This is a genomic window from Brevibacterium sp. RIT 803, assembly GCF_016892625.1.
Lineage (GTDB): Bacteria > Actinomycetota > Actinomycetes > Actinomycetales > Brevibacteriaceae > Brevibacterium.
The window spans coordinates 425,333-449,189 of record NZ_JAFEMW010000005.1 but is presented as its reverse complement, the minus strand read 5'-3'; the positions used below and the strand labels follow the sequence as shown (position 1 = coordinate 449,189).

The window sequence follows — 23,857 nt, the reverse complement described above, 5'->3', positions numbered from 1 at the left end:
ATATGCACCACCCCTAGTAGCATAATGGCATGACCGACCTGCGCAGCCTGAAGACCCTGCTGGCAGTCGTCGAGTACGGCTCCATCCACCTCGCCGCGCGAGCTCTGTTTGTCTCCCATTCGACCGCCAGCCGCCAGATCAAAACATTTGAGGAGCATTACGGCACGACGCTGTTCGATCGCTCGGCGAGCGGAGTCGTTCCCACTGGACAGGGCCTGGCTCTCGCAGACTTCGCGCGGCGGATGATCGCCGAATCCGAGCTCCTCGCCGACTCGTTCGGCAGCTACTCCCGCGAGGTCGAGACCATCACAATCGTCACCAGCACCGGGCTCGGCCAGACCGTCGTCGCCGACGCCATCAACGATGTCATGACCACCACTGACCGGGTGCAGGTCTCGATCATCGACACCACGTCACTCGAGGCTGTTCAGGTACTGAAGAACCGGCAAGCCGACTTGTGCGTGAACTTCTCCGTATACGGCCATGATCTCGTCTCGGTTCCCGGCGTCCGGCGGATCGATCACACCCCGGCCCGGAATTTTGCGGTCTTCGACAAGAAGCACCCTCTTGCCCAGCGAGCCTCGGTTCGCATCCGTGACTTGGTCGATTTCCCGATCGCCACGCTGCCGTCGGGAAACACCGCTCGGATGAGGATCGAACAGGCTGTCCGCGCGCAGGGACAGGTGTTCTCCCCGACGATCGAAGCCACGTGTCCCGTGCTCACGATGAGAGCCATCGCCGGAACGACGATGGTCGCGATGATGGCTGAGCGGACGATCCCGGACAACCTCGCCGAGGCGGGGTGCGCTGCCGTGGAACTCGAGGACCCTGGCCTCGACGACCGTTCGATCCAGATCCTTGCCGCCGATCCGCTGCGGGAGTCAGACGGTCTCGACCTGATGATCGAGTCCCTGCGCAGGGGCCTGACTGCACGGTAGTCCACCCCCATCCGCGGTCCACATCATGGATCCGACTTCTGCCCATGACCAGCAACAGCCGATAATCGTCAGCATGGGCAATGAAGCGCAGGCACACGATCTCGACCGGATGAAGATGCGCGGGCGGATCATGCGCCGTTCCGCATCATTCAACGTCGCTCACGCCGTCGACGACCTGGGGCCGGGCACTGGAGCTCAGAGCATCCAGCGTGCCCTGTCCCTGCTGGGGCTCGTCGGCATCATCAGCAGCGAGAATCCCAACGGCGCGCCTCTCAGCGAGATCGTGGCCATCAGCGGTCGCCCCAAGGCCAGCGTGCATCGCATGCTCAACGCCCTCATCGCCATGGGATACGTCGAACGATGTGAGGACGGCGGCTACCGCCTCGGCGTGCAGTCCCAGATCATGGGACAGCTGGCCCAGAAGTCCGCCGACCCCGCGATTGAGGAATCCGAGTCGAGTCTGCTCAGGCTCGCCGAGCTCACCCAGGACACTGCTTTCCTCACGATGCGCACCGGCAGCTACTCGATCTGTGCCCGCCGTGAGGACGGCTTCGGCCCGATCTTCAACAACGCCCTGGCCGTGGGCGATCGCCACCCCTTGGGCATCGGCGCAGGAAGTCTTGCCATCATGACCCAATTCTCCGACGCCGAGGTGGACGCCTCCTTCGAGGCCAACTCGAGAATATTTGCCGACCGCTACCCCGCAGTCTCTGTGCCCAGACTCAAGGAGATCATCCGCCGGGGCCGTCACGACGGGTTCGCCCACAACCCAGGGCTCTTCGCCCAGGGATCGTGGGCGATCGGCGTGCCGATCAGAGTCAAGGGCAGAAAGCCGCGCGCGGCACTGTCGATCGCCAGCATTGAGGAGCGCATGACCGGGGGCCGTGTATTCGAACTCGCCGAGCTTCTCCAACACGAAGCTCGCCAGATCGCCGAGGCTGTGAGCAGCATGGAGGACCAGACATGACCGACAGCACTGTTCAGCCACACGGCAACACCAGCGCCTACGAGCCTCCCGGCTACCGCCTCGGCGAGCCCGGTGACGTCGTCATCCATGCAGGGCCCCGGCAGAGTCCGAGAATCGTCTCGGTGCCGACCCGTCAAAGCCAGCATCTCATCGATCTCGGCGCCGGCGATGATCTCTTCGCCTCCGTGACCGGCCTCCTGGAATCACTCGACGTCTCCGGGGTCATGGTGGAGTTCACTGAGGGTGAGTTCGGTCGGATCGACTACGTCTATCCGGCCTATGGCCCCGATGCCGAGCACCCAATGTCCTTCACCTCCGAGTTCCACCACGATGGGCCAGCAGAGCTGCAGCATGCCTCGGCGACGGTGGGCAAGAAGGACGGTGTTCCGTTCACCCATATCCACGCCTCCTGGTTGACGCAGGAGGGCCCGGTCAAGGGCGGCCATCTGCTGCCCGGCACACTCGTCGGGCCGAAGGGTATGCGCCTGCGCGTCTTTGCTCTCGCCGATGCGCAGCAGTTCAGCGAGGCCGATCCGGAGACCGGGTTCTTCGCGTTCGCGCCGACTGCGACGGACTCCCCTGCCTCGGAGTCTGCTCAACTTTCGGCTCCGGCGTCAGCGTCGGCGTCGGCGTCGGCGTCGGCGTCGGCGTCGGCCGAGGCGGTCATCTCCCGTGTCCGTCCCGGGGAACTCATCGATGACGCGATCGTGACCATCTGCCGCGCCGCCGGCTTCGACACCGCCGAGGTGCGGGCCAGTCTCGGCAGCACCACCGGCACCGTGTTCACCGATAGTTCCGCCCCATGGCCAGCCGTGGAGTTCACTCACCTGACGGGTTCCGTCAGTGGCGCCCTAGGTGACAACCCGCAGGTGAGGCTCGAAGGCGAAGTCGTCGATGTCGCCGGCGAGGTTCACGCAGGACAGTTGGCCCTCGGGGCGAACCCTGTGGCCGTGACCTTCGAACTCCTCGTGCTGTCGATGTGAAAGACAAGCCTCACTCATTGCGCAGGCACACTCGTTCTGCGGTCATCTTCTGGGTGCGTCGATGACCTGCCCATAGACCCCGAAATGGGGTTCACCAGCGTCGTTTCTGGGTCGGTAGGCGGCAAGTGACTTCAGCAGCCGCGAACCGCGCGCGCCGGTGACGGGATGCAGATCCATGACCGCACAGCGTGGGATCGGACCTCCGACTCGAATCCGAATCTCACCGAAAGTCATCTCCCGGCCGTTCCACGTCTCCTCTGTATAGGGGACGTCCGTCTCGATGAGCAGTGTCGCTCTGAATCGAGCCGCTTCGGCAAGGAGATCACGATGCCCGAGTCTCTCTCCGAGATCGCGGACGGAGGCTGTGGTCACGATCGTGATCGGCTGCCCGAAGACGACGTCTCCGCGTGGAACATGAGCCAGACGCACAGGCCTGCCCAGCCACGAGGACAGCAGCGCATCATGTGGACCCTGCATCAGTTCAGCTGCGACGGGTCTGCCCCAGTAATCGCAGGTCAGCACCTCACCCGAGGTCTCCGGTACAGCGCAGACCGACCGACCGTCGGGCAGCGAGACCTCCAGCTGGGCACCGTGAAATGCCGCAGCGACCGCGACCAGCGACGGGTTCTGCACGGTCCGCAGGACCCGCCGTGTCTCGGTGTCGACGAGGCAGTAGCGCCGGTCCCCCACAGGTCCGTGCTCGTCGAACGAAGCCTCGGGCTGCGACTGGTGCCGAGTCCCCTTGATCGGGGTGAACCCGATGGACCAGACGTCGAGAACCTCGTCCGGGAGCGAGTCCGCTGACCGTGGTGACGCTGATGAACTCACGACATCACGGCCCCGCCGTCGATGCGCAGGATCTGACCGGTCGTGAAGGCCGCGCCATCGCTGGCGAGGTAGGCGGCCGCCTCGGCGATCTCAGCGGGGGTGCCCATGCGGTCCAGGGCTTGATTCGAGGTGTCGTAGTCCTGACCTGCGGTGAGTGCAGACTCCACTGGACCTGGTGCCACCGAGTTGCAGCGGATTCCCTGCCGCCCGTACTCCTTGGCCACCCACTTCGTGAGAGCGATGATCCCGCCCTTGCTCGCCGCATACGCCGGACCCGAACGCGCCCCGGCCTCACCAGCGGAGACCGCACCGCCGTTGATGCCCGAGATCGAGGAGATGTTGATGATCGACCCGGTCCCGGCGTCGATCATGTGCGGGTGAACGGCGGCCTTGATGAAGTTGAACGTCCCGCCGAGGTTGGTGTCCAGGTCACGCTGCCACTGTTCGGCCGTGATCTCGTCGATTCCGATGCGTGCCGCGGTGCCGGCGTTGTTGACGAGGATGTCGATCCCACCGGACGCCTGTGCGAAGGATCCGACGGCGGCGGTGACCGCCTCGGCGTCGCGGACATCGAGTTCGTACCCGGTGAAGGTCTGTTCGGGGAACTGCTTCGACAGACTCTCGGCAGCCGCTTCGGCACCCTTGAGGTCAACGATCCCGACCGAGGCTCCGCGTCTGGCCAGCGAGGTCGCGATGGCCAGGCCGATGCCCTGGGCGGCGCCTGTGACCAGCGCCGATTTGTTCGTCAGCAGATAGGGTTCCATGATTCTCCTTGAAGATTCGAGAGACAGTTCGGGTGTTGTCGTGGGTCGAGGATCTAGCCGACGCCGAGGAGGTCGGGCAGCCAGTTCGAGATCGCCGGAATGTAGGTGATGAGCAGCAGCGCGATGATTGCGCAGATGAGGAACGGCATGATCCCGCGCACCACCTCTTCGAGTCTGACCTTGCCGATGCCGGCACCGACGTAGAGGTTGAGTCCCACGGGTGGGGTGAACAGGCCGATGGCGAGGTTGACTGTCATGAACACGCCGATCGTCGTCATGTCCACACCCACCGCCAGCAGAATGGGCACAAGAATCGGAATGAACAGGTAGAACGCGCTGATCGCGTCGACGAAGGCACCCACGATGAGCAGGATGATCGTGATCACAGCGAGAATGACGAATTTGTTGTCAGTGATCCCCAGCACCGCCGCTGACACTGTCTCGGCGATGCCCTCGACCGTGATGACGTAGGAGAAGAGGCTGGCCACACCGACGATGAACATGATGACCGCCGTCGAGACTCCCGATTCGAGGAACACCTTCGGCAGATCCGGCCACTTCAGCTCGCGGTAGACGAAGATGCCGACGGCCAGTGCGAAGACCGAGGCCACAGCACCCGCCTCGGTGGGGGTGAAGATTCCGCCGTAGATGCCGCCGAGGATGATGACGGGAATGAGCAGACCCGGAATGGCTTTGACGAGGGCTGCGAGGAATTCGCCGAAACTGCCCTCGGCGGGCGCAGCAGTGCCGGTCACGTCGCCGGTTGTGTTCCCGGAGCCGGTCGTCATACCAGTGCCCGCCGAGGTGGCCGATCCGCTCGTCGACACGGGCGTTCCAGCCGCGCCGGCTTTCAGCAGCCTGGTCTTCGCCACGCCGGTGCCACCGGTTCCTGCCGCCGAGGACGACGCTGTCGTCGACGATGCGGTCGAATCCGAGGACACGGCCGCCTCGGCGCGGGTGGCAGCACCCGGATCACTGCCTGCAGCCAGCAGCCCCTGACCCGATTTCACGGGCAGACCCGCGAGCTCACGGACGCGGGGGACGAAGAGCGCGGCGATGAAGAACGCCACAGCCATGATCACGCCGGGCACGATGCCGGCGATGAACAGGCGGGTGATCGAGATCGACCCGAACTCGGAGGCGACGACGGCGAAGATGATGAACGCGATCGACGGTGGCACGACGATGCCCATCGAGCCCGAGGCCGCGACGAGAGAGACGGCGTGCTTCTTCTGGTACCCGTTGCGGATCAGGGCCGGGATGAGGATCGCGCCGATCGCGGCCACAGTGGCCGGTCCCGATCCGGAGATCGCAGAGAAGAAGAACGCGGAGATGATCGTGACCGCGGCCAGACCGTGGCTGAAGCGACCGAAGACCAGGAACGCGAGGTCGACGAGGCGTTGGGAGATGCCGGTGTACTGCATGACGATGCCGGCGAGGACGAAGAACGGGATCGCCAGCAGCGTGCCCGAACTCATCGACGGGAACATCACCGAGGGCACCACGTCGAGGACCTGAAGCCCATCGGTGGTGATGAGGACGGTGACGGCGGAGAGACCGAGTGCGAACGCCACTGGGATACCCAAGGCGAGGAACAGGAAGAAGCTTCCGAACAGCAGCAGCGTGATCATTTGCGGCCTCCCTGACGGTCGGTGGGGTGGGTTTTCAGCTCTGAATCGTCGATGATGGGTGCGGCTTCCTGGGCCATGCGCTCAGCGACCGCCTCGGCGGAGGTGTCCTCATGCAGCGACACCCGGGCCGCCTGCAGTGTGCGGACGATTCCAAGGAGGCCGGCCAGCGGGATGGACAGCGTGAACAGCCATTGCGGGATGCCAAGGGACGGGGTCGCACGACCGCGAACCATCTGGTGGATCATCATTTCGCTGCCCCAGATGAGGAGGACAGCGAGGAAGACGATCATCAGAGCCGCGCCGATGATGATGAGAGTCCTGCGCGTCTTCACCTTCGCATTCTCCACGAGGTAGCTGAACCCCAGGTGCGCGCCGAGGCGGATGCCGACAACCGCTCCCATCATCGTGAGCACGACGAGGAGGTTGATCGTGATCTCCTCGCTGAAGGCCAGCGAGGCTTGGAAGGTGAAGCGGGAGACGACGTTGACGAAGGTGACGAGGACGATCATCATGAACGAGGCGATGACGACCCAGTCTTCGAACCATTTGACGATTTTCATCTCAGAGTCCTTCCGGAATGAACGCTTCGGACATGTCCTGGCCCCAGATCTTGCGGTACTGGGCGTACAGCGGTTCCAGGGTGGTGCGGAACTCGTCCTTCTCGGACTCGGTGAGTTCGTTGACCTCCATGCCGCTGTCCTTGAGCTCCTTGATCAGCTTCTCCTCGCCATCACGGTTCTTCTTGATCTGGAACTCGTTGCTCTCCTTGGCCAGGCGGCTCACGAGTTCCTGATCCTCGGCGTCGAGAGAATCGAAGAGGTCCTCGTTGACACCGAAGACCAGCGGGTCATAGGAGTAGTTCCACAGGGTCAGGTAGGGCTGGACCTCCTGCAGGTTCGAGGAGTGGATGACGTCGATCGGGTTCTCCTGTCCGTCGATGGCGCCTTGCTGCAGTGCGGTGAACACCTCGCCGAAGGGCATCGTCGTCGGATTGGAGCCCAGTGACCGGTACAGGTCGGTGTAGAGGCCGAAACCGGGGATGCGGAACTTGAGCCCGTGCAGGTCCTCCGGGGTGTGGATCGGGTGGTGGGTGTTTGTGAGCTGACGCATCCCCGATTCGCCGAAGCCCAGCAGGTGGACGCCGTGCTCGGACAGGTAGTCGGCGTAGACCTCTCCGCCCTTGCCCTTCAGCGCCTTCTGGCCGTCTTCGACGCTGTCGAAGATGAAGGGGGCGGTCACGGTGCCGAAGCGCGGGTCGACGGCCGAGTAGATGATCGGCGAGTTGTAGGAGAAGTCCTTCGCCCCATCCATGAGCTGTTCGACGCCTGCGGTGGCCTCGCCGGCCGAGAGCCGTTCGTTGGCGAAGATCTTGAGCGTGATGCGCCCATCGGTCTCCTCTTCAAGGTCCTTCGCGAACTTCTCGGCCGCGATGTACCAGGTGCTCGTCGACCCGGTCGTGACCGTCATCTTCCACCGGTACTTCTGCTTCCCGTCGTCGGTCGTGCCGAAGTTCGTTCCGCATCCGCTGACGAGCAGGACGAGCGTGACCAGCACGGCGAACCACGTCAGCACGGTCCTCTTCGTCGGTGTTGTCGGCACCCTTGCCTCCATCATTGAGTTGTTCCTGTCTGTGTTCATCGTCGCGACTGCTTCGTCACGGCTGGTTCTGTCGGTCCGTTCAGGCCCGCAATCTGATCGGGCCCACAATCTGATCAGGTCTTCCGGGTCAGCTCTTCGGGGTTCCGGCGAAGTGGACGAGTCCGCCGTCGACCGGGATGAGTGTGGAGTTGATATAGCTCGAGTCATCCGAAGCGAGGAACACAGCAAGCTTCGCAATGTCCTCTGGGTGCCCCATCTTCCCTGTCGGCGACAGTGCATGTCTGGCTGCGAGCATGTCCTCGACGGAGTCGTAGTGGCCGCTGATCGAGTTGTGGATGAGTGGTGTCTCGATGAGTCCCGGTGCGATGGAGTTCGCGCGGATGCCCTCGGATGCGTACTGGGCGCCGACGACCTTCGTGAGTTCGATAAGTCCGGCCTTCGATGCGGCATAGGCGGGGTAGTCGTAGCCCATGTAGCGCATTCCGCCCACCGAGGAGACCGTGATGATCGATCCGCCACCAGCCCTGCGCATGTACGGCAGTGCCTGCTTCATCGCCGCGAATGCTCCCGTGAGGTTGATGTCGAGGGCCTTCGCGAACCCCGCTGTCTCCAGTGTGTCGAGTCCGCCGTTGACGACGATGCCGACGTTGAAGTGCAGCACCGTGGGCTCACCGAGGCTGCTCGCGCAGTGGTCGAAGGCCGCAGACAGGGAGGCCTCGTCCCCGACGTCGGCGACGACTGTGGTCACACGGGAGTCCAGGTCGCCACCCTCGCCGAGGCGGTCCGGGGAACCGGCCGTCTCACCTGGGGTGCTGGCCTGCCCGAGTGTCGCCCGTGCGTGGTTGAGGGCCGCCCGATCGCGGTCGACGATGCACACTTTCGCGCCGGCAGCGAGGAACGCCTTCGCTGCAGCGAACCCATTGTTGACCTGCCCATCCGGGGTGCCGCAGCCGATGGCCATGACGATTCTTCCGTGGAGATCGCTCATCGTGCGCTTCCCCGCCCTGCCGAGTACTCAGCCTTGAGCTCCTTGCGCGCCAGCTTGCCGTAGGCCGTGACAGGCATCGCCTCGACGAAGTGGATCTCCTTGGGCACCTTGTACGGCGCGAGCGCTGACTTGCACAGGGTGCGCAGGCGTTCGCTCGGGTCAGTTCCCGCGCTCGCGTCCGCACCTGGCTCAGCGCTCGAGCCGGCGCTGGCATTCGCCGCACCACTCGACGCTGGTTCGATGATCGCGATTCCGATCTCTCCCCACTGTGCGTCGGGCACTCCCACGACAACGGCCTGGGCCACCTCGGCGTCGGTGAGGAGGAGTTCCTCGATCTCTCGCGGGTAGACGTTCGACCCGCCGGAGATGTACATATCGGATTTGCGGCCGGTGAGGAACAGGAAGCCCGACTCGTCGAGGTAGCCGACGTCGCCGGTATGGAAGACGCCGTGGGCGAAGGACTCGGCGTTGGCATCGGCGCGTCCCAGGTAGCCCGCGCAGACGGTGGGTCCGGCCACACAGACCTCACCCTGATCACCGGCGGCCAGCTCCCGGCCCGACTCGTCGAGGATGATGATGTCGACCCCGGTGCGGGCTCTGCCACAGGTGCCGATGCCGGCGGAGTCGACGGGAATCGTTCCGTGCTCTTCGGGGCGGAGAACAGTGATCGCACCGGTCACCTCGGCGAGGCCGAAGTACTGCACTAAGCAGGGACCAAGGCGTTGAAGGGCGCGTGACTGGTCGGCTGCGAGCATCGGGGCACCCGCGTAGACGACACGTCTGAGGCTGTGCTCGGCGGGCCCGCGTTCTGCCGGGTAGCCTGCGACGATGCGGTTGAGAATGGTCGGGACTGTGAAGGCGTTGGTGATCTGGTAGCCGTCGATCGAGTCCCACAGGGTGACCGGATCGACCTTCCCCCCAGGATGGATGACCGAAGGAGTCCCGCCGAAGACCTGCGCGAGCATATGGATGCCTGCCCCGTGTGAGAGCGGCGCGAGTACGAGCGAGGCCCCGTTCTCGTCCTCGACGGGGAAGAGATCGCAGCGATGGTTCGCCAGCACCGCGCCGAGGTGGCGGTGCGTGAACGTCGCCGCCTTGGGTTTGCCCGTGGATCCGGAAGTGAAGAAGTACCAGCAGGGGTCATCCTCCTCGACCGCGAAGTCGCCGACGTCTGCAGCACTCTCCGCAGCCGTGTTCGAGGGTGATCCATCTGGCAGATCGCCGATCCACAGCACGGCGCCGGTGAAGCCTGTCTGTTTCAGAGCCTCGACGAAGTCGACGTGGGCGCGGTCGACGATGACGGCTGCGGGTGCGACATCGGAGCTGATGCTCAGCAGCTCTTCGGTCGACAGTGCGGCATTGGGTGGGGCGATGACGGCTCCGGCTCGGATGATGCCCCAGAAGGATTGGATCACCTCGGCGTGATTGGCCGAGACGAGGAGGACGCTGTCGCGTCTGCCCACTCCGTTGGCCTGGAGGGTCAGCGCCAGCGCCTCGGCTCGCTCGTCGAGGTCGTTCCAGGTCCAGCGCACTGAGTGGTCGTCGTCGATGACCGCGGTGTGGTCGGGGATCCGACGGGCCGTCTGAGTGAGGAAACGGGAGACGTTGACGCCTCGCCGAGGTGTGGGCGTGAAGTCCTTGGCCGGCGAGGTCTGGGAGATGGCGCGCATCAGCGTGCTCGCTCGAGGATCGAGGCGAAGTTGGATACGGCGGCTCCGCCCATGTTGAAGACTCCGGCCAGTTCTGGATCCTGAATCTGGATGCCTGGCGAGCGGCCCGTGAGCTGGGCGGCGGCGAGCGCGTGCATGGAGACGCCGGTGGCGCCGATCGGGTGGCCCTTGGCCTTGAGTCCGCCCGAGGGGTTGACCGGCAGGCGTCCGCCGACGGCTGTTGTGCCCTCGGCGAGGAGACGATGTCCCTGGCCGGGTTCGGCGAGTCCGAAGGCCTCGTATTCGAGGAGTTCGGCAATGGTGAAGCAGTCGTGGGTCTCGAGCAGGTCGAGGTCGTAGATGCCGATTCCCGCGGCGTCGAGCGCCTGGGCCATGGCGCGGCGGGCTCCGGCCATCTCCAAAGGGTCGCGCTGGGACAGGGGAAGGACATCATTGGCGTTGCCCATGCCGCGCCAAGTCACCGCCTGTGGGGCCGAGGCGGCGACATCCTCGGTGGCCATGACGAGTGCAACAGCCCCGTCGGAGACCATCGAGCAGTCGGTGCGGCGCAGCGGTTCCGCGACGTAGGGGTTCTTCTCCGAGACCGTGTTGCAGAACTCGAAGCCGATGTCCTTCTGCATGTGGGCAAGCGGATTGCGGGCACCGTTGGCGTGGTTCTTCGCGGCGATCGTCGCCAGGGCCTGTGAGTGATCGCCGTAGCGTTCGAAGTACTGGCGGGCGATCTCTCCGAAGACACCGGCGAAGGACTTGAAGTGCTCCTCTTCTTCCCGGTAGCTGGCACTGAGCAGAACCTCGTTGACGTCATGACCCGATGCCTGGGTCATACGTTCTGCCCCGATGACCAAGGCAGTCTTATGCCGACCGGCGGCAATGGAGTCATGGGCGGCGAAGACCGCAGTCGAGCCCGTGGCACAGGCATTCTCATGCCGGTGCGCTGGTGTGAGGGCCAGTTCGGGGAAGACGACCCCGGGAAGCGCTGCTTCGAATCCCTGCTTGGACAGACCGTTGTTGTAGACGCCGACGTGGATGACGTCGATGTCGGCCGGTTCGAGTCCCGCATCGGCAATGGCCCCTCTGGCGACCTCGGCCATCATCTCGGGAAGAGGCGATTCGGAGCGGCCGAACTTTCCGTGGGACCAACCGATGATCGCAGGCTTGGGCATGGACACTCCTTTGGGTCCGCCACCGAGGTGGGGCAGTCGACAGTAACTCGTGCTGTCATACTTTCGTCAGTCCCAGTTATCGGTCAATACGAATCCACCATATGGAACAAGGAGTGCATCGACCACAGTCGGCGACACTGCGTTGCTGGAGTTGCCCGGTCGCCGGAGCGGCTGCGTGGCTGCCGGAATCGCAAGTTCGCCGGAGCTACGCAGATCCGCCGCGCATCGCCCGCGCGGTCTCTGCCGGGTCATAGTCCACGGGCACACCGTCGACGAGGATGATGTCACTGGCGATGTGCCGTGACCGCAGCGGAGAGATCTCCTGATAGGCCGGGGAGTCCCACCATGCGCGGGCTTGGTCGAGGCTCGGAAATCCGATGATGACGACGTGTCCGGGCCATGCGCCTTCCCTGACCTCGTGCGGAGTGCCATGCACAAGGAAGCGGCCGCCGAAGGGCTGGAAGGTTCCGCCGATCCTCTCGATGTATTCGATGACGTCGGGATGAGGTTCGGTCTCTTGCAGATGGGCGATCGCGTAGGCGGTCATTGGGGGTGTCCTCCAGTCATCGGGCAGGCGCTCGAAAGCATCGTGCGGGTCATCGGGGGCGTCGGGCAGGTGAGCGGTCCACAGCCCAATTCGGCCTGAATCGCGTCTTGCGACGTCGCGTTTCGTTCTCGCATGTCGTTCCTCTCCTCATTTCTCGTTCCTCATCTGTGTCGACTGCGACCGAGGTGGGTCCGCGCAGCGAGAATCCGGCTGGCGGGAGACCACGAACAGCAGGAGTGATCCGAGGACGAAGACAGCCGACGCCAACGGTAAGGCCCCCGGGCCGAAAACGGACAATGCGACTCCACCGATCGCCGCACCGCATGAGACGCCCAGGTAGGTGCTGGACGTGTTGAGAGCCAGCGCCTGCCCTGCCAGCGGTCCCGCCATCGAGGCCAGGCGCGACTGAACGGCAGGCGAATTCCCCATCGCCATCCCGCCCCAGAAGGTCGTTGTGATGAGGATAAGCCACAGAGGCACGGGTCTGCTCATCCATATCACCGTGAATCCGAGCATCGAGGCGACGATGGCACCGACGCCGACGGCTAGGGTGCGGTCTGCTCCCCATCGGTCGACGGCCTCCCCAGCCAACCAGATACCGAGGATCCCCGCCACTCCAGCGAGGCCGAAGGCGAGCGCACGATCATCGACGTCTGCGCCGGCGACTGCTGTGAGATAGGGAGCGAGATAGGTGAGCATCATCATCGATCCGGTCATCAGCGAACAATTCGCGATCAGGCTCAGGGAGATCCGTCTCTGCAGGAGGACGCGCAGCTGGTCCCGCACCCCAGTGCTCGTATCTTCAGTGCGGGCCCTCGGCAGCGCAATGAGGACGGCGAGCAGCACCACGATTCCGCATGCTCCCATGGTCAGGAATGTCACTCGCCACCCGAGGACGCCACCGATCCACGTGCCCAGCGGCACTCCGACGGCGATCGATCCTGTCACTCCAAGCGAGATGACCGCGATGAAGCGCCCTGCCTTCTCTGGCGGCGCGTGCCTTGCGGCGAACGCGAAGATCGCCGGGGTCGCGCTTGCGGTGGCCAAGGCGGCAACGATGCGCAGCACCAACAGCACGCCAAATGAGTCCACGACCGCGGCGAGAAGATTCGCAGCGGTGAAGAGCAGCAGCGCGATCGCGAACAGGCTGCGACGCGGAAGGCGTGACGTCACGACGGCTGCGAGAGGCGCACCCACCGCGACCGTTACGGAGAACGCCGTGACGAGCTGACCCGCCTGCCCCTCGGTGACGTCGAGGTCACGGGCGATTTCTGGGAGGATGCCGGCGATGACGTAGTCGTCGGTGTAGAGGACGAAGGCAGCGGCCAGCAGTGCGAACAGCCATCTGGGCATCAGACCGGACTCACTTGATCTGGCAGAAGCGGTTTCCGCGAGAGCCGGGCAAGGGCAGCAGCATCGGGGTTCGGAGGCGACTGCAGATAGCTTCGCATCACGGCGAGACCGTAGATGCTGCCTCCGGGGACAGCTGCAAGGGCAAGCACGACCACCAGCGGCTGAACGACCGCGTCTTGAGCCAGAACGATCTGCGCCGGCCCCTGGAGGATGACCACACAGCACCCCGTCCACGTCACCAGCCAGGCCGTCCGCGGCCAGAGCGCAAGATGGTGGGAGACCAGTGGGATGACGAACGAGGCCACGCCAAGCACGGCTGTCACCACCAGCACGGCCCGCTGCGCCGGCAGGTCCATGCCCTGCGGTCCAGAACTTCCTGGCCCCATCACACCCCAGTAGGCCATAGCACCGGCGAAGGGAAGCATCCCGACCGCTCCACAGACCACCGCGAAAGCAGAAGGAGCGGACGGCGGAGCAGCCAGCAGGTGCCCCCAGCGATCGACCACATGCGCACCCACGGAGATGGCCATCGCGACGGCCAGAACGCAGAATCCGGCGTAGACAAGTCCGAACACCCAAGGGGCCAATCCTTGGTCGGCCGGCTGCGTGCCCGCGCCAGTGAGTGACTGAAGAACGATGCCGAGCGGAAGCCCCAACAGAATCGGTGCCAGGAGCCCGGCAGCCCCGGCACCGAGGATGAAGATCACCAGCCCAGGAATTCGCCGAGCCCACGTGCGGGTCAGAGACATGACAAGGCCGACGGCGACGAACACCATTGCCACGGTGACGATGTTGCCGACGAGGTAGCGGGTTCCATGCATCTGTCCTGCGACAGCCGCCGATGTCATGCCAACAGTCGAGCCTGATAACCACAGAACCTTGAAGATCAGGTACGGTGCTGCGGCCGCGACTGCGGCCACCACCGCGAGGTGCTGCACGAAGCGGGGCCGTCGGGACAACTGTGTCGCCGGCATGAGGACTCCTTCAGATATGCGTCTCTAGATGATGTCCTCCAGTCTGTGGCTCTTCGGCAGACCGAACAATCCCCCAAAGGAGGGAATAGGAATGCGACCGGGCCACCTCGGCGAGGGTCATTGGCGACCGACCGGTGCCCTGCTCGAGAAGATTCTCCCCGCCGCGGGGACGTCAAAATCCACTCCCAGCCTCCACGCTCGCCGAGCTCTCACGCCTCCGCGAACTCGACGGCACCCATAGGCCGAGTATTTTGGCAATAGGCATGAGCGCAACACAGAACCCCAGACATCCCAGCCCCACCCACAGGTTGCCGTACTCCATGACTAGTATCGGAAACAGTGCTGTAACCAAACCTCCACCGATGAAAGGGCTGATGAACGGTCGGCTGAGGGCAAGCCCCCGATAGCCGTTGGACCGCATATTCGGATCGGCCGTGCGAAGTAGCAGGAGGGCGGTCGCCACCACTCCGGTCTGAGTGCCGAACTGCACGAGACCATTCTCAAACCAGTCCCGTTTGAAGATCCGCGGCGCGAGATAATAGAAGATGCACAGGCTGAGAACCGCCATGGTCAGCGAAATGACTGTAAGCGCAATCCAGTTCTCGACAATCACAGGTATCGACAGGCTCGCAACCGCCGATACGACGAGGAAGTCCAGGAACACAGCCGCGATCGCATCAAGCGTCGCCTTGTCGACAAGTCGATAGAGGCTCGTGCGGCAGATGGCCACGTGGACGACGAGCCCACCGATCATCGCCAGAGGGAATAGCGGCATACCCGTGATGATCGGGTCAAGGACCATCTTGAGACCGAATCCGATGAGAATCGCCACGAGGATCAGGGCAAAATGGAAACCCAAAGTACTCAATGACTGAGGGCTCAACCGCGTCACCATGTGACCTTCGCCTGCCTCTTTGCCGAGCACATCGGACTCGCTTGCATCCGACTTCTCACCCAAATACTTGAGGTGCCCTCGTCGAGCTCCGATGTTGATCAGGATGGTTCCCACGAGAATGCCGAAGATGAGGCTAATCGTGGCAGCGCCCAGAGCCAAGGACGAACCCTCTTCCCACCCCAATGCCGACCATGCCTGCTCCATGCCGGCCGCCGTCCCGTGACCGCCCGACCATGAGGCTTCGAAAATGGTCGAGAACAGCGGATTTGTCCCTGTTCCCTTCTCGAAGAGCAGGAACAGCAGAAGACACGGAATCGCGACTTGCGCCGCTGTGCTGAACCACGCCATCCAGACATGAGGCCCAGCGTCCTCGGCGACTTCCTTGATGCGAGGCAGCTTCTGACCAAGCAGCATCGGTGCGAACACGACCGATATCAGGACGCCGGCCAAACCACTCCAAGTCACCGAAATCCCCTCGGGCACCAAACCCACGACATTGGGGCCGAGGAGGAGCCCGATCACACCGCCGACAAGCGAGGCGGGGAGGAAGATCCTCCGCAGCAGCGGCACCCAGATCCGGAGGAGAACGCCCAGAATGAGCAGGACCCCCAAACCAGCCACTGCTATCAGCAGCACAGTAAGCCCGTCGCTGTCGAATTCCATCATTTCCATGTGCCTTCAGCCCCTCAAACGTTCAATGGCGGTGTGGTCGATCTGACGCGGTCGTCGTCCTGTCGCCAGGAAGTCCGCGATATGGGCTGACATCGCGGGAAGCAATGCCCAACCATGCCCGCTCCATCCGGTGGCGACGACGACACCTTGAGTACCTGGGATCGTATCGATGATGGGAAGCTGGTCGACCGAACCGGATTCTGCACGGGACGTGTCGACCCCGAGGCGTGTCAGAGACCCCAAGCTAGGGAACGTCGCCTCCAGTTCGCGGATGCTTCCTGCCACATTGCCTTCCACCGGTGTGCCGGAATCGGTTGCCGAGTCGAAACGTCCCCGCCACCCGCCGCTGAGTTGGATGACACCCTCATTGTCGACCTTCACCGACAGAGTTCGACTGTCGTGTCCGACCAGATACGGACACTGAAACTCGCTCTCGGGTCGCAACCAGACCGCTTGCGGATACGCCGTCCATGTAGGAAGCCTGCACCCGAAGTTCTCGGCGACAAGAGATCGTGCAGTAGCATTGCTGGCGATCAGGATCGCTTGACTCGCCCCGACGAGCCCCGAATTGGCAGTCTCGACAGCATGGCGAACCCCGCTGCCCCGATCGAAGATGCGCACGACCGGATCACGCTCGGTGATCTCTGCCCCTGATCTTCTCGCTGCAGCGGCATATGCAAGAGTGGTGTCCTGGTGGCTGGCGACACCGTCCAATGGCGCGTACAACGCACCTTGAATCGCTGTGCTCGCCTGAGGGAGTCTTTCCCTCAGCTTCTCTCCAGTCCAGAATTCCGTGGGCACTCCCAGTTCGGTTTGTGTCGCGCGAATCGCCTCCGCTGCCACCATGCCTCCGCGCATACCGACGGATTCCTTTTCGATCAGATTCACACCCCCTGTCCGCACATAGCCCGTCGACGCGTCCAGCTCCTCAGCCAAGGTCGGCCACAGCTGATACGCCTCACCGATCAAGGGCAGTTCACGGAGATCGCGACGGTTCCCCCGCACACCGCGCTTGCCACCTCCGCCTGAAGCTTCGGCGGCGATCTCGCCGGCTTCCAGGACGCGGACACTGTGTCCGCTCTTGGCCAGGTGATACGCAACAGCGCATCCATAGGCGCCTGCTCCGACAATGACGAACTCGTAGACCACGAGATCAACTCCCCTTGAATAGTGCGACTCAGATCACGTTCGAGTGTAGATTTTTCGTCATTCGACGTCAATAGGTAGGAAAATCTACATGGGAGAATGGATTCGTGACCTCTAAAGAGAAGACTGGCGACGCACAGCGTGAGCCACTGACCCCGAGCGAGGAGAGAGTTGCCGATTTCGCGCAACGTGACCCGCTGCGGTTTGCCACGATCACGGCAGCCGAGATCGCCGCTCAGACGATGACAAGCGATGCGACGGTCGCACGGACAGCACGAAAGCTCGGGCACGCGGGGATCCGAGAGTGGAAGCGCCTCTGCGCCGACAGCGTCGATCGCGCCATCGGTCTGGATTCCAATCTCCGAACTCAGCTCTCACGTCTGCCTGAACGCGATGAAGAGGGAGGGCAGGCAATAGCAATCAAGCGGATTCTCTCGACGTCCGCTCGATCCCTTGTCGATCTTGGAGACCACCTCGACACCGAGACCTTTGCCGAGGCCGTTCGAGCAATCTCAGAGGCGGGTACCGCAACGACCTTCGGTCTGGGCACAGGGTTTCTCGCCGCCGAGTATTTGAGCCTCAGCCTGGAACGAACTGGAATACGCTCGCGAGCGACCACGGGAAGCGGCCACATGCTCGCCGATGTGTTTCCTCGCCTTCAGCATGAAGACGTCAGCGTCATCGTCGCTCCTCGACTGTTGACGACCGATGTTCTGTGGCACCTGGAAGAATCCCTCAAGCGCTGCCATGCGACCGTGCTCATCTCATCTGCAGCTCCTCGTCGCGACGTCGCCGAACACTTGCTTCACCTCTCGCTGCCCAGCGAGGACGATGCCTCAATGAACCGCATGATCTGCACGTTCGCACTCATCGATGTGCTCGCCTATGAACTCGCCCGGCTCGTCCCGGCTCGCGCAGTCGAACGGAGCGCCGAAGTTCAGAAGATCCGCGACAGGGTGAATCGGTTACGCAAGAAATAGCGGTGGGCAGGCTCGGTGGGGTCGACCTCCCAGCTGAAGTCGGCCTCCCAGCCGGACCTTCACCCTCCTTGGCGACGGTCGGGGCTCACGGTGTACACGTTCATAGTGCGCTGCGGTCCGATCTCGAATATGAAATCGGACCGCAGCTCACTGTGTACTGTTCTGACAGTAGGAAGCAGGTTCGAGACGCACGCACGTGCACGCGCCTCGAACTCCGCCTCGTCTCGCGGCGACGGGCGCAGAGGTCTCAGTTTTGCGCCCACCACCCGACGCTCACCCCTTCAGCCGGGTCATCTCCGGGTCGAAGATGGGCTCAGCGGTGACTGTCGCAGGCAATCTGCGTCCCAAGTACTCGATCTCGACTCCGTCTCCGACGCTCAGAGTGTTCGGCAGCCAGGCGTAGGCGATGGTCGCTCCGATCGAGTATCCGTACGCCGCCGAGGTGACGTAGCCGTCGGCCTTGCCTGCACCATTGCCGGCGGTTCCGGTACCGCCGCTGGAACTGGCAGTATCGGACCCGTTACCCGCCCCAACGGTCAGGTAGACCGGCTCAGTTCCCAGGACCACGTCCTCGCGCCGATCCAGTGTCAGGCATGTCAGCTTAGTCGTGGTGGCTGCAGCCCTTGCCTCGAGCGCGGCCTTTCCTTTGAAGTCGTCGGTCTTCGAGGCCTTGACCGCGAAGCCGAGTCCCGCCTGGACGGGCTCGTGCTCGCTGGTCATATCGGAGCCGAAGGAGCGGAACCCCTTCTCCAGGCGCATCGAATTGAAGGCTTCACGGCCACCCGCGATGAGTCCGAACTCCCGGCCAGCCTCCCACAGCACGTCCCAGAGCCGGTGTCCCAGATCCATCGAGGTGTAGAGTTCCCAGCCGAGCTCACCGACATAGGACAGGCGCATCGCCGTGACGGGAATGCCGCCGATGGTGATCTGCTTGGTACGGAAGTATTTGAGCCCGTCGTTGCTGAGGTCGTCGGTGCTGACCTGACCGATGACCTCCCGGGCGAGCGGACCCCAGAGGCCGATGCAGCAGGTTCCCTGCGTCGTCTCGCGCACGGTAGCCCACTTGCTCGGATCTGCCGCCGACTGTTCCCGTGCCGCGCGGGTGATGGTGGCGAAGTCGATGTTCGAGTTCGCTCCCACCTGGTAGGTCTGCTCGTCGAGGATCGCGACGGTGATGTCGCTGGTGATGCCGCCTTCGTCATCAAGCAGCAGGGTGTAGCTGACAGCTCCCGGCTTGCGCAGCATCGACGAGGTGGTCAGCCCGTGCAGCAGCTCGCCGGCTCCTGGCCCCTTGACCTCGAAGCGCTTGAGAGCGGTCATGTCATACATGGCCACATTCGTCCGCGTCTTCCACGCCTCCACTGCCGCGATCGGCGAGTGGAACATATCCGCCCACCCTTCACGCTCAGGAGCCTTCCAGTCCTCAGGCAGTTCGTCGAGCAGCGCAGCGTTGGCTTCGTACCAGTGCGGGCGCTCCCACCCGTTCGTCTCGAGGAAGAATGCCCCGAGCTCCTTCTGCCGGTCATTGAAGGGACTGAGCCGCACGTCCCGCGGCGAGACCCGTGGCTGCAGCGGGTGGATGACGTCGTAGATCTCGACGAAATTCTGCTGGGAGGTCTCGCTGACGTATTCGGGGGTCGTCAGTGCGTCCTCGAAGCGGTTGAGGTCGATGCCCGACAGGTCCGTGTTCGAACGCCCAAGTGAGATGAGTTCGGCGACGGCCTTCGCGATGCCGGCACCGTGGGTGACCCAGACCGCCTCGGCGACGAAGAATCCGTCGACTTCCCGGGACTGCCCCACGAGCGATCCGCCGTCGGGGGTGAAGGAGAAGATGCCGTTGAATCCGCGCTGAACCTGAGTCTGGCGCAGTTCGGGCAGCAGTTCCTTGGTGGCCTCCCACTCTCGGGCGAAGTCCTCGGGTGTGAACTCGAGGCTCGAGGGCATGACCTCGTCAGTGATCTCGTCGGGCGAATAGGTGCGCAGCGTATCGAGGTCGACTGGCATCGGCCGGTGAGCATAGGAGCCGATCCCGATCCGCTCACCCCATTCGCGGTAGTAGAGGTCCTTGTCCTGGTAGCGAAGAATGGGCGCCGAGGCTCCTGCCGGCTGCTCGTTCTTGCCGACGAGGCTCGGCACCTCGGTCGTCCAAGCGAACTGGTGCCCCAGAGGCAGGAGCGGGATCGTCGTGCCGACCATCTCACCGATCTTCGGGCCCCAGAATCCGGCGCAGGAGACGACGATGTCCGCCGGGAAGCTGTCGTCGCCGGCCAGCACTGCGGTGACCTTGCCACCGGACTGCTCAATTCCGGTGACGGTGGTGCGGTCGCGGAACTCGACACCAGCGGCCCGAGCGCGTTCCATGACCAGCTGGGTGCCACGAGCGGCGAGCGCCAGCCCATCACCCGGAGTCAGAAGCCCGCCGAGGACCTTGTCCGGATTGAGCATAGGGAACAACCGCAGGCATTCCTGAGCATCGACCACCTCGGCGTCGACGCCCCAGGACCGATTCCATCCGGCACGACGGTGCAGGTCCTGGAGTCGGTCGTCCTGGGTGGCGATCTCAAGTCCGCCGACGGGCAGGAACGAACCGCGACCATCGGGGCCAGTCAGCGAGGTGAGCTTCTCAATCGTGTACTGCGCGAACTCGGTCATCGACTTCGACCCGTTCGAGGAGAAGACAAGGCCGGGGGCATGCGAGGTCGAGCCGCCTGGGATATTCAAGGGCCCCTGTTCGAGCACGAGGGTGTTGGTCCAGCCGAGTTTGGCGAGTTCGTCCGCGAGGTTGGCTCCGACGATGCCGGCTCCGATGATGACCACGCGAGGTGAAGATGGTGAGGAAATCGGCACTGTGTACTCCTTTGTGGTGCAGTGGGAAAATCAAATGGTGCGAAAGGTTGAGTTGGTGCGATCGCTCAGGCGTCGATGACCAGGTCGCTCGTCGCCGTCGAGCAGCAGGGAAGGAACTTCCCCGCATCGATCTCTCTGGCGCGGATGCCGCCTTGGTGATTCATGTCGACCTCCCCATCGAGTTTGACGACCTTGCACGAACCGCACATGCCTTCTTGGCAGTTCGCACCGATCTTCACACCCGCACGACGAGCTGCGTCGAGGACGAATTCCTTCGAATCCACGCGAACGTTGAGTCCGGTGCGCACAAAGGACATCAGGTGCTCGCCTTCGCCAACGGTAGCGAAGGTCGTCGGATCGACAACCGTGACTTCGTCACCTTGTCCGTCACCGTCCGTCGCCGAGGCGGTCGCCGGGGAGCTTCCGACAGTGGAGTCTGATCGGGTGTCCAGCACCGGCTCATCCCCCGCCTCGGCGGCCGTCCCTGGTTCGATCCCTGCCACGACCACCTCGGCTTCCGGCTCGACCGGAACTTCGGCCAAGGCGTCGACGGCCTCGAGCGTCGAACCTGTGGCCTCGACGGGCCCGTCGGCCGTATATTCGGGTTCGTACATCTCCAAGGCGGCGGGCTGCGCTTCGTAGTATTCCTCGCTGGCCGAGGCGATCTCTTCGGCGATCTCGCCTGCGATCGCCACTTCCTCGGCGTATTCGGCACGGGTCTCCCGGTCGCCGGAGAAGAACTCCATGAACACCGAGGTGTCGTCCACTCCGACCTCGCGCAAGCAGTCCGTCGCCGTGTTGAGATATCCCTCGGGACCGCATGCGAACACCTGCCGCCCGTTGGCATCGGGGACGACTTCGTCGAGGAGCGCGGTCGAGAGACGGCCGGTCTTTCCGACCCAGACGCTTCCAGCGCCGGCCGAATCCTCGGCCTGCTCCCGATCGCCGAGGGTATATATGACCTCAATGCGGAAGTCGGCCTTCTGCAGGAAGTTGAGCTCTTCGGCGAAGGCGAAGCGATCTGGGGCAGAGCCGTGGTAGAGAAGGACGACATCGGCCTGTCCCGGCAGCGAATGGATCGTGCGCACCATCGACATCAGCGGAGTGATCCCCGCACCCGCCGCAAGCAGGAGGTAACGGGCTCGCCGATCGTAGTCAGCGAGGTGGAACGCTCCCACTGGGCCCAGCATCTCAAGCGTGGTGCCGACCCGAAGGGACTCGTGCGCCCACGGCGAGACGAGTCCCTTCGGGTCACGTTTGATCGTGATGGAGAATGTCCACGGTTCCGTCGGGGCACTCGAGATCGAGTAGCTCCTCGACACCGGCTCGGCATCCGGACCATGCACGGGAAAGTCGATGTTGATGTACTGACCGGACCGGAATGCCAGTGGAGCGCCGTCCATGCGCCGGAAGACGAAGACCATCATGTCGCCCGCCTCGGGGATGGTCTCCACGCACTCGGCGGAGAACTCCTGCGGATGCCAGGGGCCCAGAGCCGTGGCGGCACCGGCAGGTCCCGTCGTGCTGGAGAGGACCCTGTTCCATGGCATCTCGAGGCCCCGGGTCCGCTGCGCCAGCGGAGTCGTGGGGTCGACGACGCGCTTCATCCCACGTGCTCCCGCATCCGCTGGGTGTACCAGTTGATGAAGGCCTCGACCTGGTATTCGCTCTTCATATACGGACCCTGCTCGTAGAACGGACTCGTCGCTCCCTGCTGGCAGAGCTCAACGAAATTCTTGTCCTGCAGGTTCGTCTGCTTCCACGTATGCGTCAATGTTTCGAGGTCGTAGTCGACGCCTTCGACCGCGTCGTCGGCGACGAGCCAGGTGGTGCGCACGAGAGTCTGATGCGCATTGATCGGGAGCACGGTGAAGGTCACCACATGATCCCCGAGGAGGTGGAACCAGCTGTTGGGCTGCAGATGCATCGAGCAGCGACCCAATCGAAAATCGGGAAGATCCCCGAGGAGCTTCTTCACCAGCCGTCGGCCGTCGGCCGAGAACGACTCCCCCTGCCCGTCCAGGGATTCGCGTGAGATCCGGATTCCGGCGATGCGGGTGTCGAGTTCCTCGACGACTTCATAGGGCAGTCCGTAGCGACGGCACCGGTATTCCAGTGCGGCCTGAGCCTGCTGATTGCGATCCCAGACGTCCTCGAGGTGAGGCGGGATCGTCTCATCGGTCAGTCCCCAGGTCGGGAACAGGGCGCAGGCAAGCTCCGGGTGGCCATCGCAGTGGTAGCACTCGCGGTTGTTCTCCATCACGAGTTTCCAGTTGGCCTCCTCCACGATGTTCTGCTGATAGGCCACTTTGGTCTTCGCAAGCTCGTGCGGTCCGACGTAGGGGGCGAAGATCGCCGCGGTGTCGTCGAAGTCGGTGGGCGGTTCCTCTGCCAAGCAGAGGAAGACGAGTCCCGCGACGATCTTCCCGTGCGCGCGCTTGAGCGAGTAGCAGGCCTTGTCGAATTCCATCTCACCCGGCGCCGAGGCGTGGATGAGCTGGCCATCGGGCGCGTACGTCCACGAGTGGTACCCGCAGACCAGATTGCCTGTGGTCCCTGCGGCCTCGGTGAGGACGCGGGCACCGCGGTGGCGGCACACATTGTGCAGAACATTGACTCCGCCGTCGTCGGTACGCAGCACGAGAAGGGAATAGGGACCGAAGTCGAGGGTGACGTAGTCCCCGGGCTCGGGAATCTCTGCGACGCTGCAGGCGAAGACCCAGTTCTGCCCGAAGATGGCCTGCATGTCGAGATTGAAGAGATGGTCGTCGGTGTAGAAAGGAGCCTCGAGTGAGAAGCCGGTACGTCGCGTGTCGAGCAGTTGACGGATCTCATCGAGTCTCTCTTCGCTGAAGCCGGCAGGGAAACCCTTCTTCGTCGGCGCCAGATTCACTGCGGTCAATTCCATCTCC

20 protein-coding genes are annotated in these 23,857 nt (G+C 63.7%); 4 read left to right on the top strand and 16 right to left on the bottom strand.

Translation table 11 applies throughout. From position 1 onward, the window contains the following. Nucleotides 1-29 precede the first annotated feature (29 nt). The 3 genes from JTF07_RS17630 (at nt 30) to JTF07_RS17620 (ending at nt 2,888) form a co-directional block, all read left to right on the top strand. Nucleotides 30-938: a LysR family transcriptional regulator gene (locus tag JTF07_RS17630; protein WP_204235501.1), complete on the top strand. Its 909-nt coding sequence runs from the start codon at nt 30-32 to the stop codon at nt 936-938. 73 nt (nt 939-1,011) lie between these two features. Then, a complete protein-coding gene (locus JTF07_RS17625; protein WP_204235500.1) occupies nt 1,012-1,905 on the top strand; it encodes an IclR family transcriptional regulator in 894 nt (297 codons plus the stop codon). Next, nucleotides 1,902-2,888, top strand: a complete 987-nt coding sequence (locus tag JTF07_RS17620) for a PCC domain-containing protein (protein ID WP_204235499.1) — start codon at nt 1,902-1,904, stop codon at nt 2,886-2,888. Before JTF07_RS17625 ends, JTF07_RS17620 begins: the two co-directional genes overlap by 4 nt. A 42-nt stretch (nt 2,889-2,930) precedes the next feature. Here the strand turns inward: JTF07_RS17620 and JTF07_RS20960 are convergent, their stop codons facing one another. From JTF07_RS20960 to JTF07_RS17555, 13 genes are all read right to left on the bottom strand, one after another. Next, on the bottom strand, nt 2,931-3,716 hold the full coding sequence (locus JTF07_RS20960) for an MOSC domain-containing protein (protein ID WP_204235498.1): 786 nt from the start codon (nt 3,714-3,716) through the stop codon (nt 2,931-2,933). Further along, a complete protein-coding gene (locus JTF07_RS17610; protein WP_204235497.1) occupies nt 3,713-4,480 on the bottom strand; it encodes an SDR family NAD(P)-dependent oxidoreductase in 768 nt (255 codons plus the stop codon). The genes JTF07_RS20960 and JTF07_RS17610 overlap by 4 nt, the downstream gene beginning before the upstream one ends. Before the next feature lie 53 nt (nt 4,481-4,533). Beyond that, nucleotides 4,534-6,111 carry a TRAP transporter large permease gene (locus tag JTF07_RS17605; protein WP_204235496.1) on the bottom strand — a complete coding sequence of 526 codons (1,578 nt, stop codon included), beginning with the start codon at nt 6,109-6,111 and terminating at the stop codon, nt 4,534-4,536. Beyond that, the gene (locus JTF07_RS17600; RefSeq protein WP_204235495.1) at nt 6,108-6,671 is read right to left on the bottom strand and encodes a TRAP transporter small permease; all 564 of its coding nucleotides are present in this window, start codon (nt 6,669-6,671) and stop codon (nt 6,108-6,110) included. Before JTF07_RS17600 ends, JTF07_RS17605 begins: the two co-directional genes overlap by 4 nt. A gap of 1 nt (nt 6,672) precedes the next feature. After that, nucleotides 6,673-7,725, bottom strand: coding sequence for a DctP family TRAP transporter solute-binding subunit (locus JTF07_RS17595; protein WP_252199899.1), 1,053 nt, complete (start codon nt 7,723-7,725; stop codon nt 6,673-6,675). Nucleotides 7,726-7,837: 112 nt separating this feature from the next. Further along, nucleotides 7,838-8,698 (bottom strand): SDR family NAD(P)-dependent oxidoreductase, encoded by an 861-nt coding sequence (locus JTF07_RS17590; RefSeq protein WP_204235494.1) that lies wholly within the window; start codon nt 8,696-8,698, stop codon nt 7,838-7,840. Further along, entirely contained in the window at nt 8,695-10,368 is a 1,674-nt protein-coding gene (locus JTF07_RS17585) for an AMP-binding protein (RefSeq protein WP_204235493.1), read from the bottom strand. Before JTF07_RS17585 ends, JTF07_RS17590 begins: the two co-directional genes overlap by 4 nt. Next, nucleotides 10,368-11,531, bottom strand: a complete 1,164-nt coding sequence (locus JTF07_RS17580) for a thiolase domain-containing protein (protein ID WP_204235492.1) — start codon at nt 11,529-11,531, stop codon at nt 10,368-10,370. Before JTF07_RS17580 ends, JTF07_RS17585 begins: the two co-directional genes overlap by 1 nt. A gap of 205 nt (nt 11,532-11,736) precedes the next feature. Continuing rightward, on the bottom strand, nt 11,737-12,078 hold the full coding sequence (locus JTF07_RS17575) for a DUF1330 domain-containing protein (RefSeq protein ID WP_204235491.1): 342 nt from the start codon (nt 12,076-12,078) through the stop codon (nt 11,737-11,739). A 147-nt stretch (nt 12,079-12,225) separates the two neighbouring features. Beyond that, nucleotides 12,226-13,431: an MFS transporter gene (locus JTF07_RS17570; protein ID WP_204235490.1), complete on the bottom strand. Its 1,206-nt coding sequence runs from the start codon at nt 13,429-13,431 to the stop codon at nt 12,226-12,228. Beyond that, nucleotides 13,431-14,405, bottom strand: coding sequence for a hypothetical protein (locus JTF07_RS17565; protein WP_204235489.1), 975 nt, complete (start codon nt 14,403-14,405; stop codon nt 13,431-13,433). The genes JTF07_RS17570 and JTF07_RS17565 overlap by 1 nt, the downstream gene beginning before the upstream one ends. Before the next feature lie 172 nt (nt 14,406-14,577). Next, nucleotides 14,578-15,966: a sodium/glutamate symporter gene (locus JTF07_RS17560; protein ID WP_204235488.1), complete on the bottom strand. Its 1,389-nt coding sequence runs from the start codon at nt 15,964-15,966 to the stop codon at nt 14,578-14,580. Nucleotides 15,967-15,978: 12 nt separating this feature from the next. Then, nucleotides 15,979-17,121: an NAD(P)/FAD-dependent oxidoreductase gene (locus JTF07_RS17555; protein WP_204235487.1), complete on the bottom strand. Its 1,143-nt coding sequence runs from the start codon at nt 17,119-17,121 to the stop codon at nt 15,979-15,981. 104 nt (nt 17,122-17,225) lie between these two features. On the opposite strand from JTF07_RS17555, the gene JTF07_RS17550 reads away from it, so the two are divergent. After that, complete coding sequence (locus tag JTF07_RS17550) at nt 17,226-18,098, top strand: MurR/RpiR family transcriptional regulator (protein ID WP_204235486.1); 873 nt, start codon at nt 17,226-17,228, stop codon at nt 18,096-18,098. A 273-nt stretch (nt 18,099-18,371) separates the two neighbouring features. Here the strand turns inward: JTF07_RS17550 and JTF07_RS17545 are convergent, their stop codons facing one another. From JTF07_RS17545 to JTF07_RS17535, 3 genes are all read right to left on the bottom strand, one after another. Further along, nucleotides 18,372-20,945 (bottom strand): GcvT family protein, encoded by a 2,574-nt coding sequence (locus JTF07_RS17545; RefSeq protein WP_204235485.1) that lies wholly within the window; start codon nt 20,943-20,945, stop codon nt 18,372-18,374. A 65-nt stretch (nt 20,946-21,010) separates the two neighbouring features. After that, the gene (locus tag JTF07_RS17540) at nt 21,011-22,552 is read right to left on the bottom strand and encodes a flavin reductase family protein (RefSeq protein WP_204235484.1); all 1,542 of its coding nucleotides are present in this window, start codon (nt 22,550-22,552) and stop codon (nt 21,011-21,013) included. Continuing rightward, the gene (locus JTF07_RS17535; RefSeq protein WP_204235483.1) at nt 22,549-23,847 is read right to left on the bottom strand and encodes an aromatic ring-hydroxylating dioxygenase subunit alpha; all 1,299 of its coding nucleotides are present in this window, start codon (nt 23,845-23,847) and stop codon (nt 22,549-22,551) included. The genes JTF07_RS17540 and JTF07_RS17535 overlap by 4 nt, the downstream gene beginning before the upstream one ends. Nucleotides 23,848-23,857 lie beyond the last annotated feature (10 nt).

Excerpts from the sequence above, each read along its gene's own strand:
- JTF07_RS17630 (WP_204235501.1), top strand. The coding sequence starts at position 30 with ATGACCGACCTGCGCAGCCTGAAGACCCTGCTGGCAGTCGTCGAGTAC.
- JTF07_RS17625 (WP_204235500.1), top strand. The coding sequence starts at position 1,012 with ATGGGCAATGAAGCGCAGGCACACGATCTCGACCGGATGAAGATGCGC.
- JTF07_RS17620 (WP_204235499.1), top strand. The coding sequence starts at position 1,902 with ATGACCGACAGCACTGTTCAGCCACACGGCAACACCAGCGCCTACGAG.
- JTF07_RS17610 (WP_204235497.1), bottom strand. The coding sequence starts at position 4,480 with ATGGAACCCTATCTGCTGACGAACAAATCGGCGCTGGTCACAGGCGCC.
- JTF07_RS17605 (WP_204235496.1), bottom strand. The coding sequence starts at position 6,111 with ATGATCACGCTGCTGCTGTTCGGAAGCTTCTTCCTGTTCCTCGCCTTG.
- JTF07_RS17600 (WP_204235495.1), bottom strand. The coding sequence starts at position 6,671 with ATGAAAATCGTCAAATGGTTCGAAGACTGGGTCGTCATCGCCTCGTTC.
- JTF07_RS17595 (WP_252199899.1), bottom strand. The coding sequence starts at position 7,725 with ATGATGGAGGCAAGGGTGCCGACAACACCGACGAAGAGGACCGTGCTG.
- JTF07_RS17590 (WP_204235494.1), bottom strand. The coding sequence starts at position 8,698 with ATGAGCGATCTCCACGGAAGAATCGTCATGGCCATCGGCTGCGGCACC.
- JTF07_RS17585 (WP_204235493.1), bottom strand. The coding sequence starts at position 10,368 with ATGCGCGCCATCTCCCAGACCTCGCCGGCCAAGGACTTCACGCCCACA.
- JTF07_RS17580 (WP_204235492.1), bottom strand. The coding sequence starts at position 11,531 with ATGCCCAAGCCTGCGATCATCGGTTGGTCCCACGGAAAGTTCGGCCGC.
- JTF07_RS17575 (WP_204235491.1), bottom strand. The coding sequence starts at position 12,078 with ATGACCGCCTACGCGATCGCCCATCTGCAAGAGACCGAACCTCATCCC.
- JTF07_RS17570 (WP_204235490.1), bottom strand. The coding sequence starts at position 13,431 with ATGCCCAGATGGCTGTTCGCACTGCTGGCCGCTGCCTTCGTCCTCTAC.
- JTF07_RS17565 (WP_204235489.1), bottom strand. The coding sequence starts at position 14,405 with ATGCCGGCGACACAGTTGTCCCGACGGCCCCGCTTCGTGCAGCACCTC.
- JTF07_RS17560 (WP_204235488.1), bottom strand. The coding sequence starts at position 15,966 with ATGATGGAATTCGACAGCGACGGGCTTACTGTGCTGCTGATAGCAGTG.
- JTF07_RS17540 (WP_204235484.1), bottom strand. The coding sequence starts at position 22,552 with ATGAAGCGCGTCGTCGACCCCACGACTCCGCTGGCGCAGCGGACCCGG.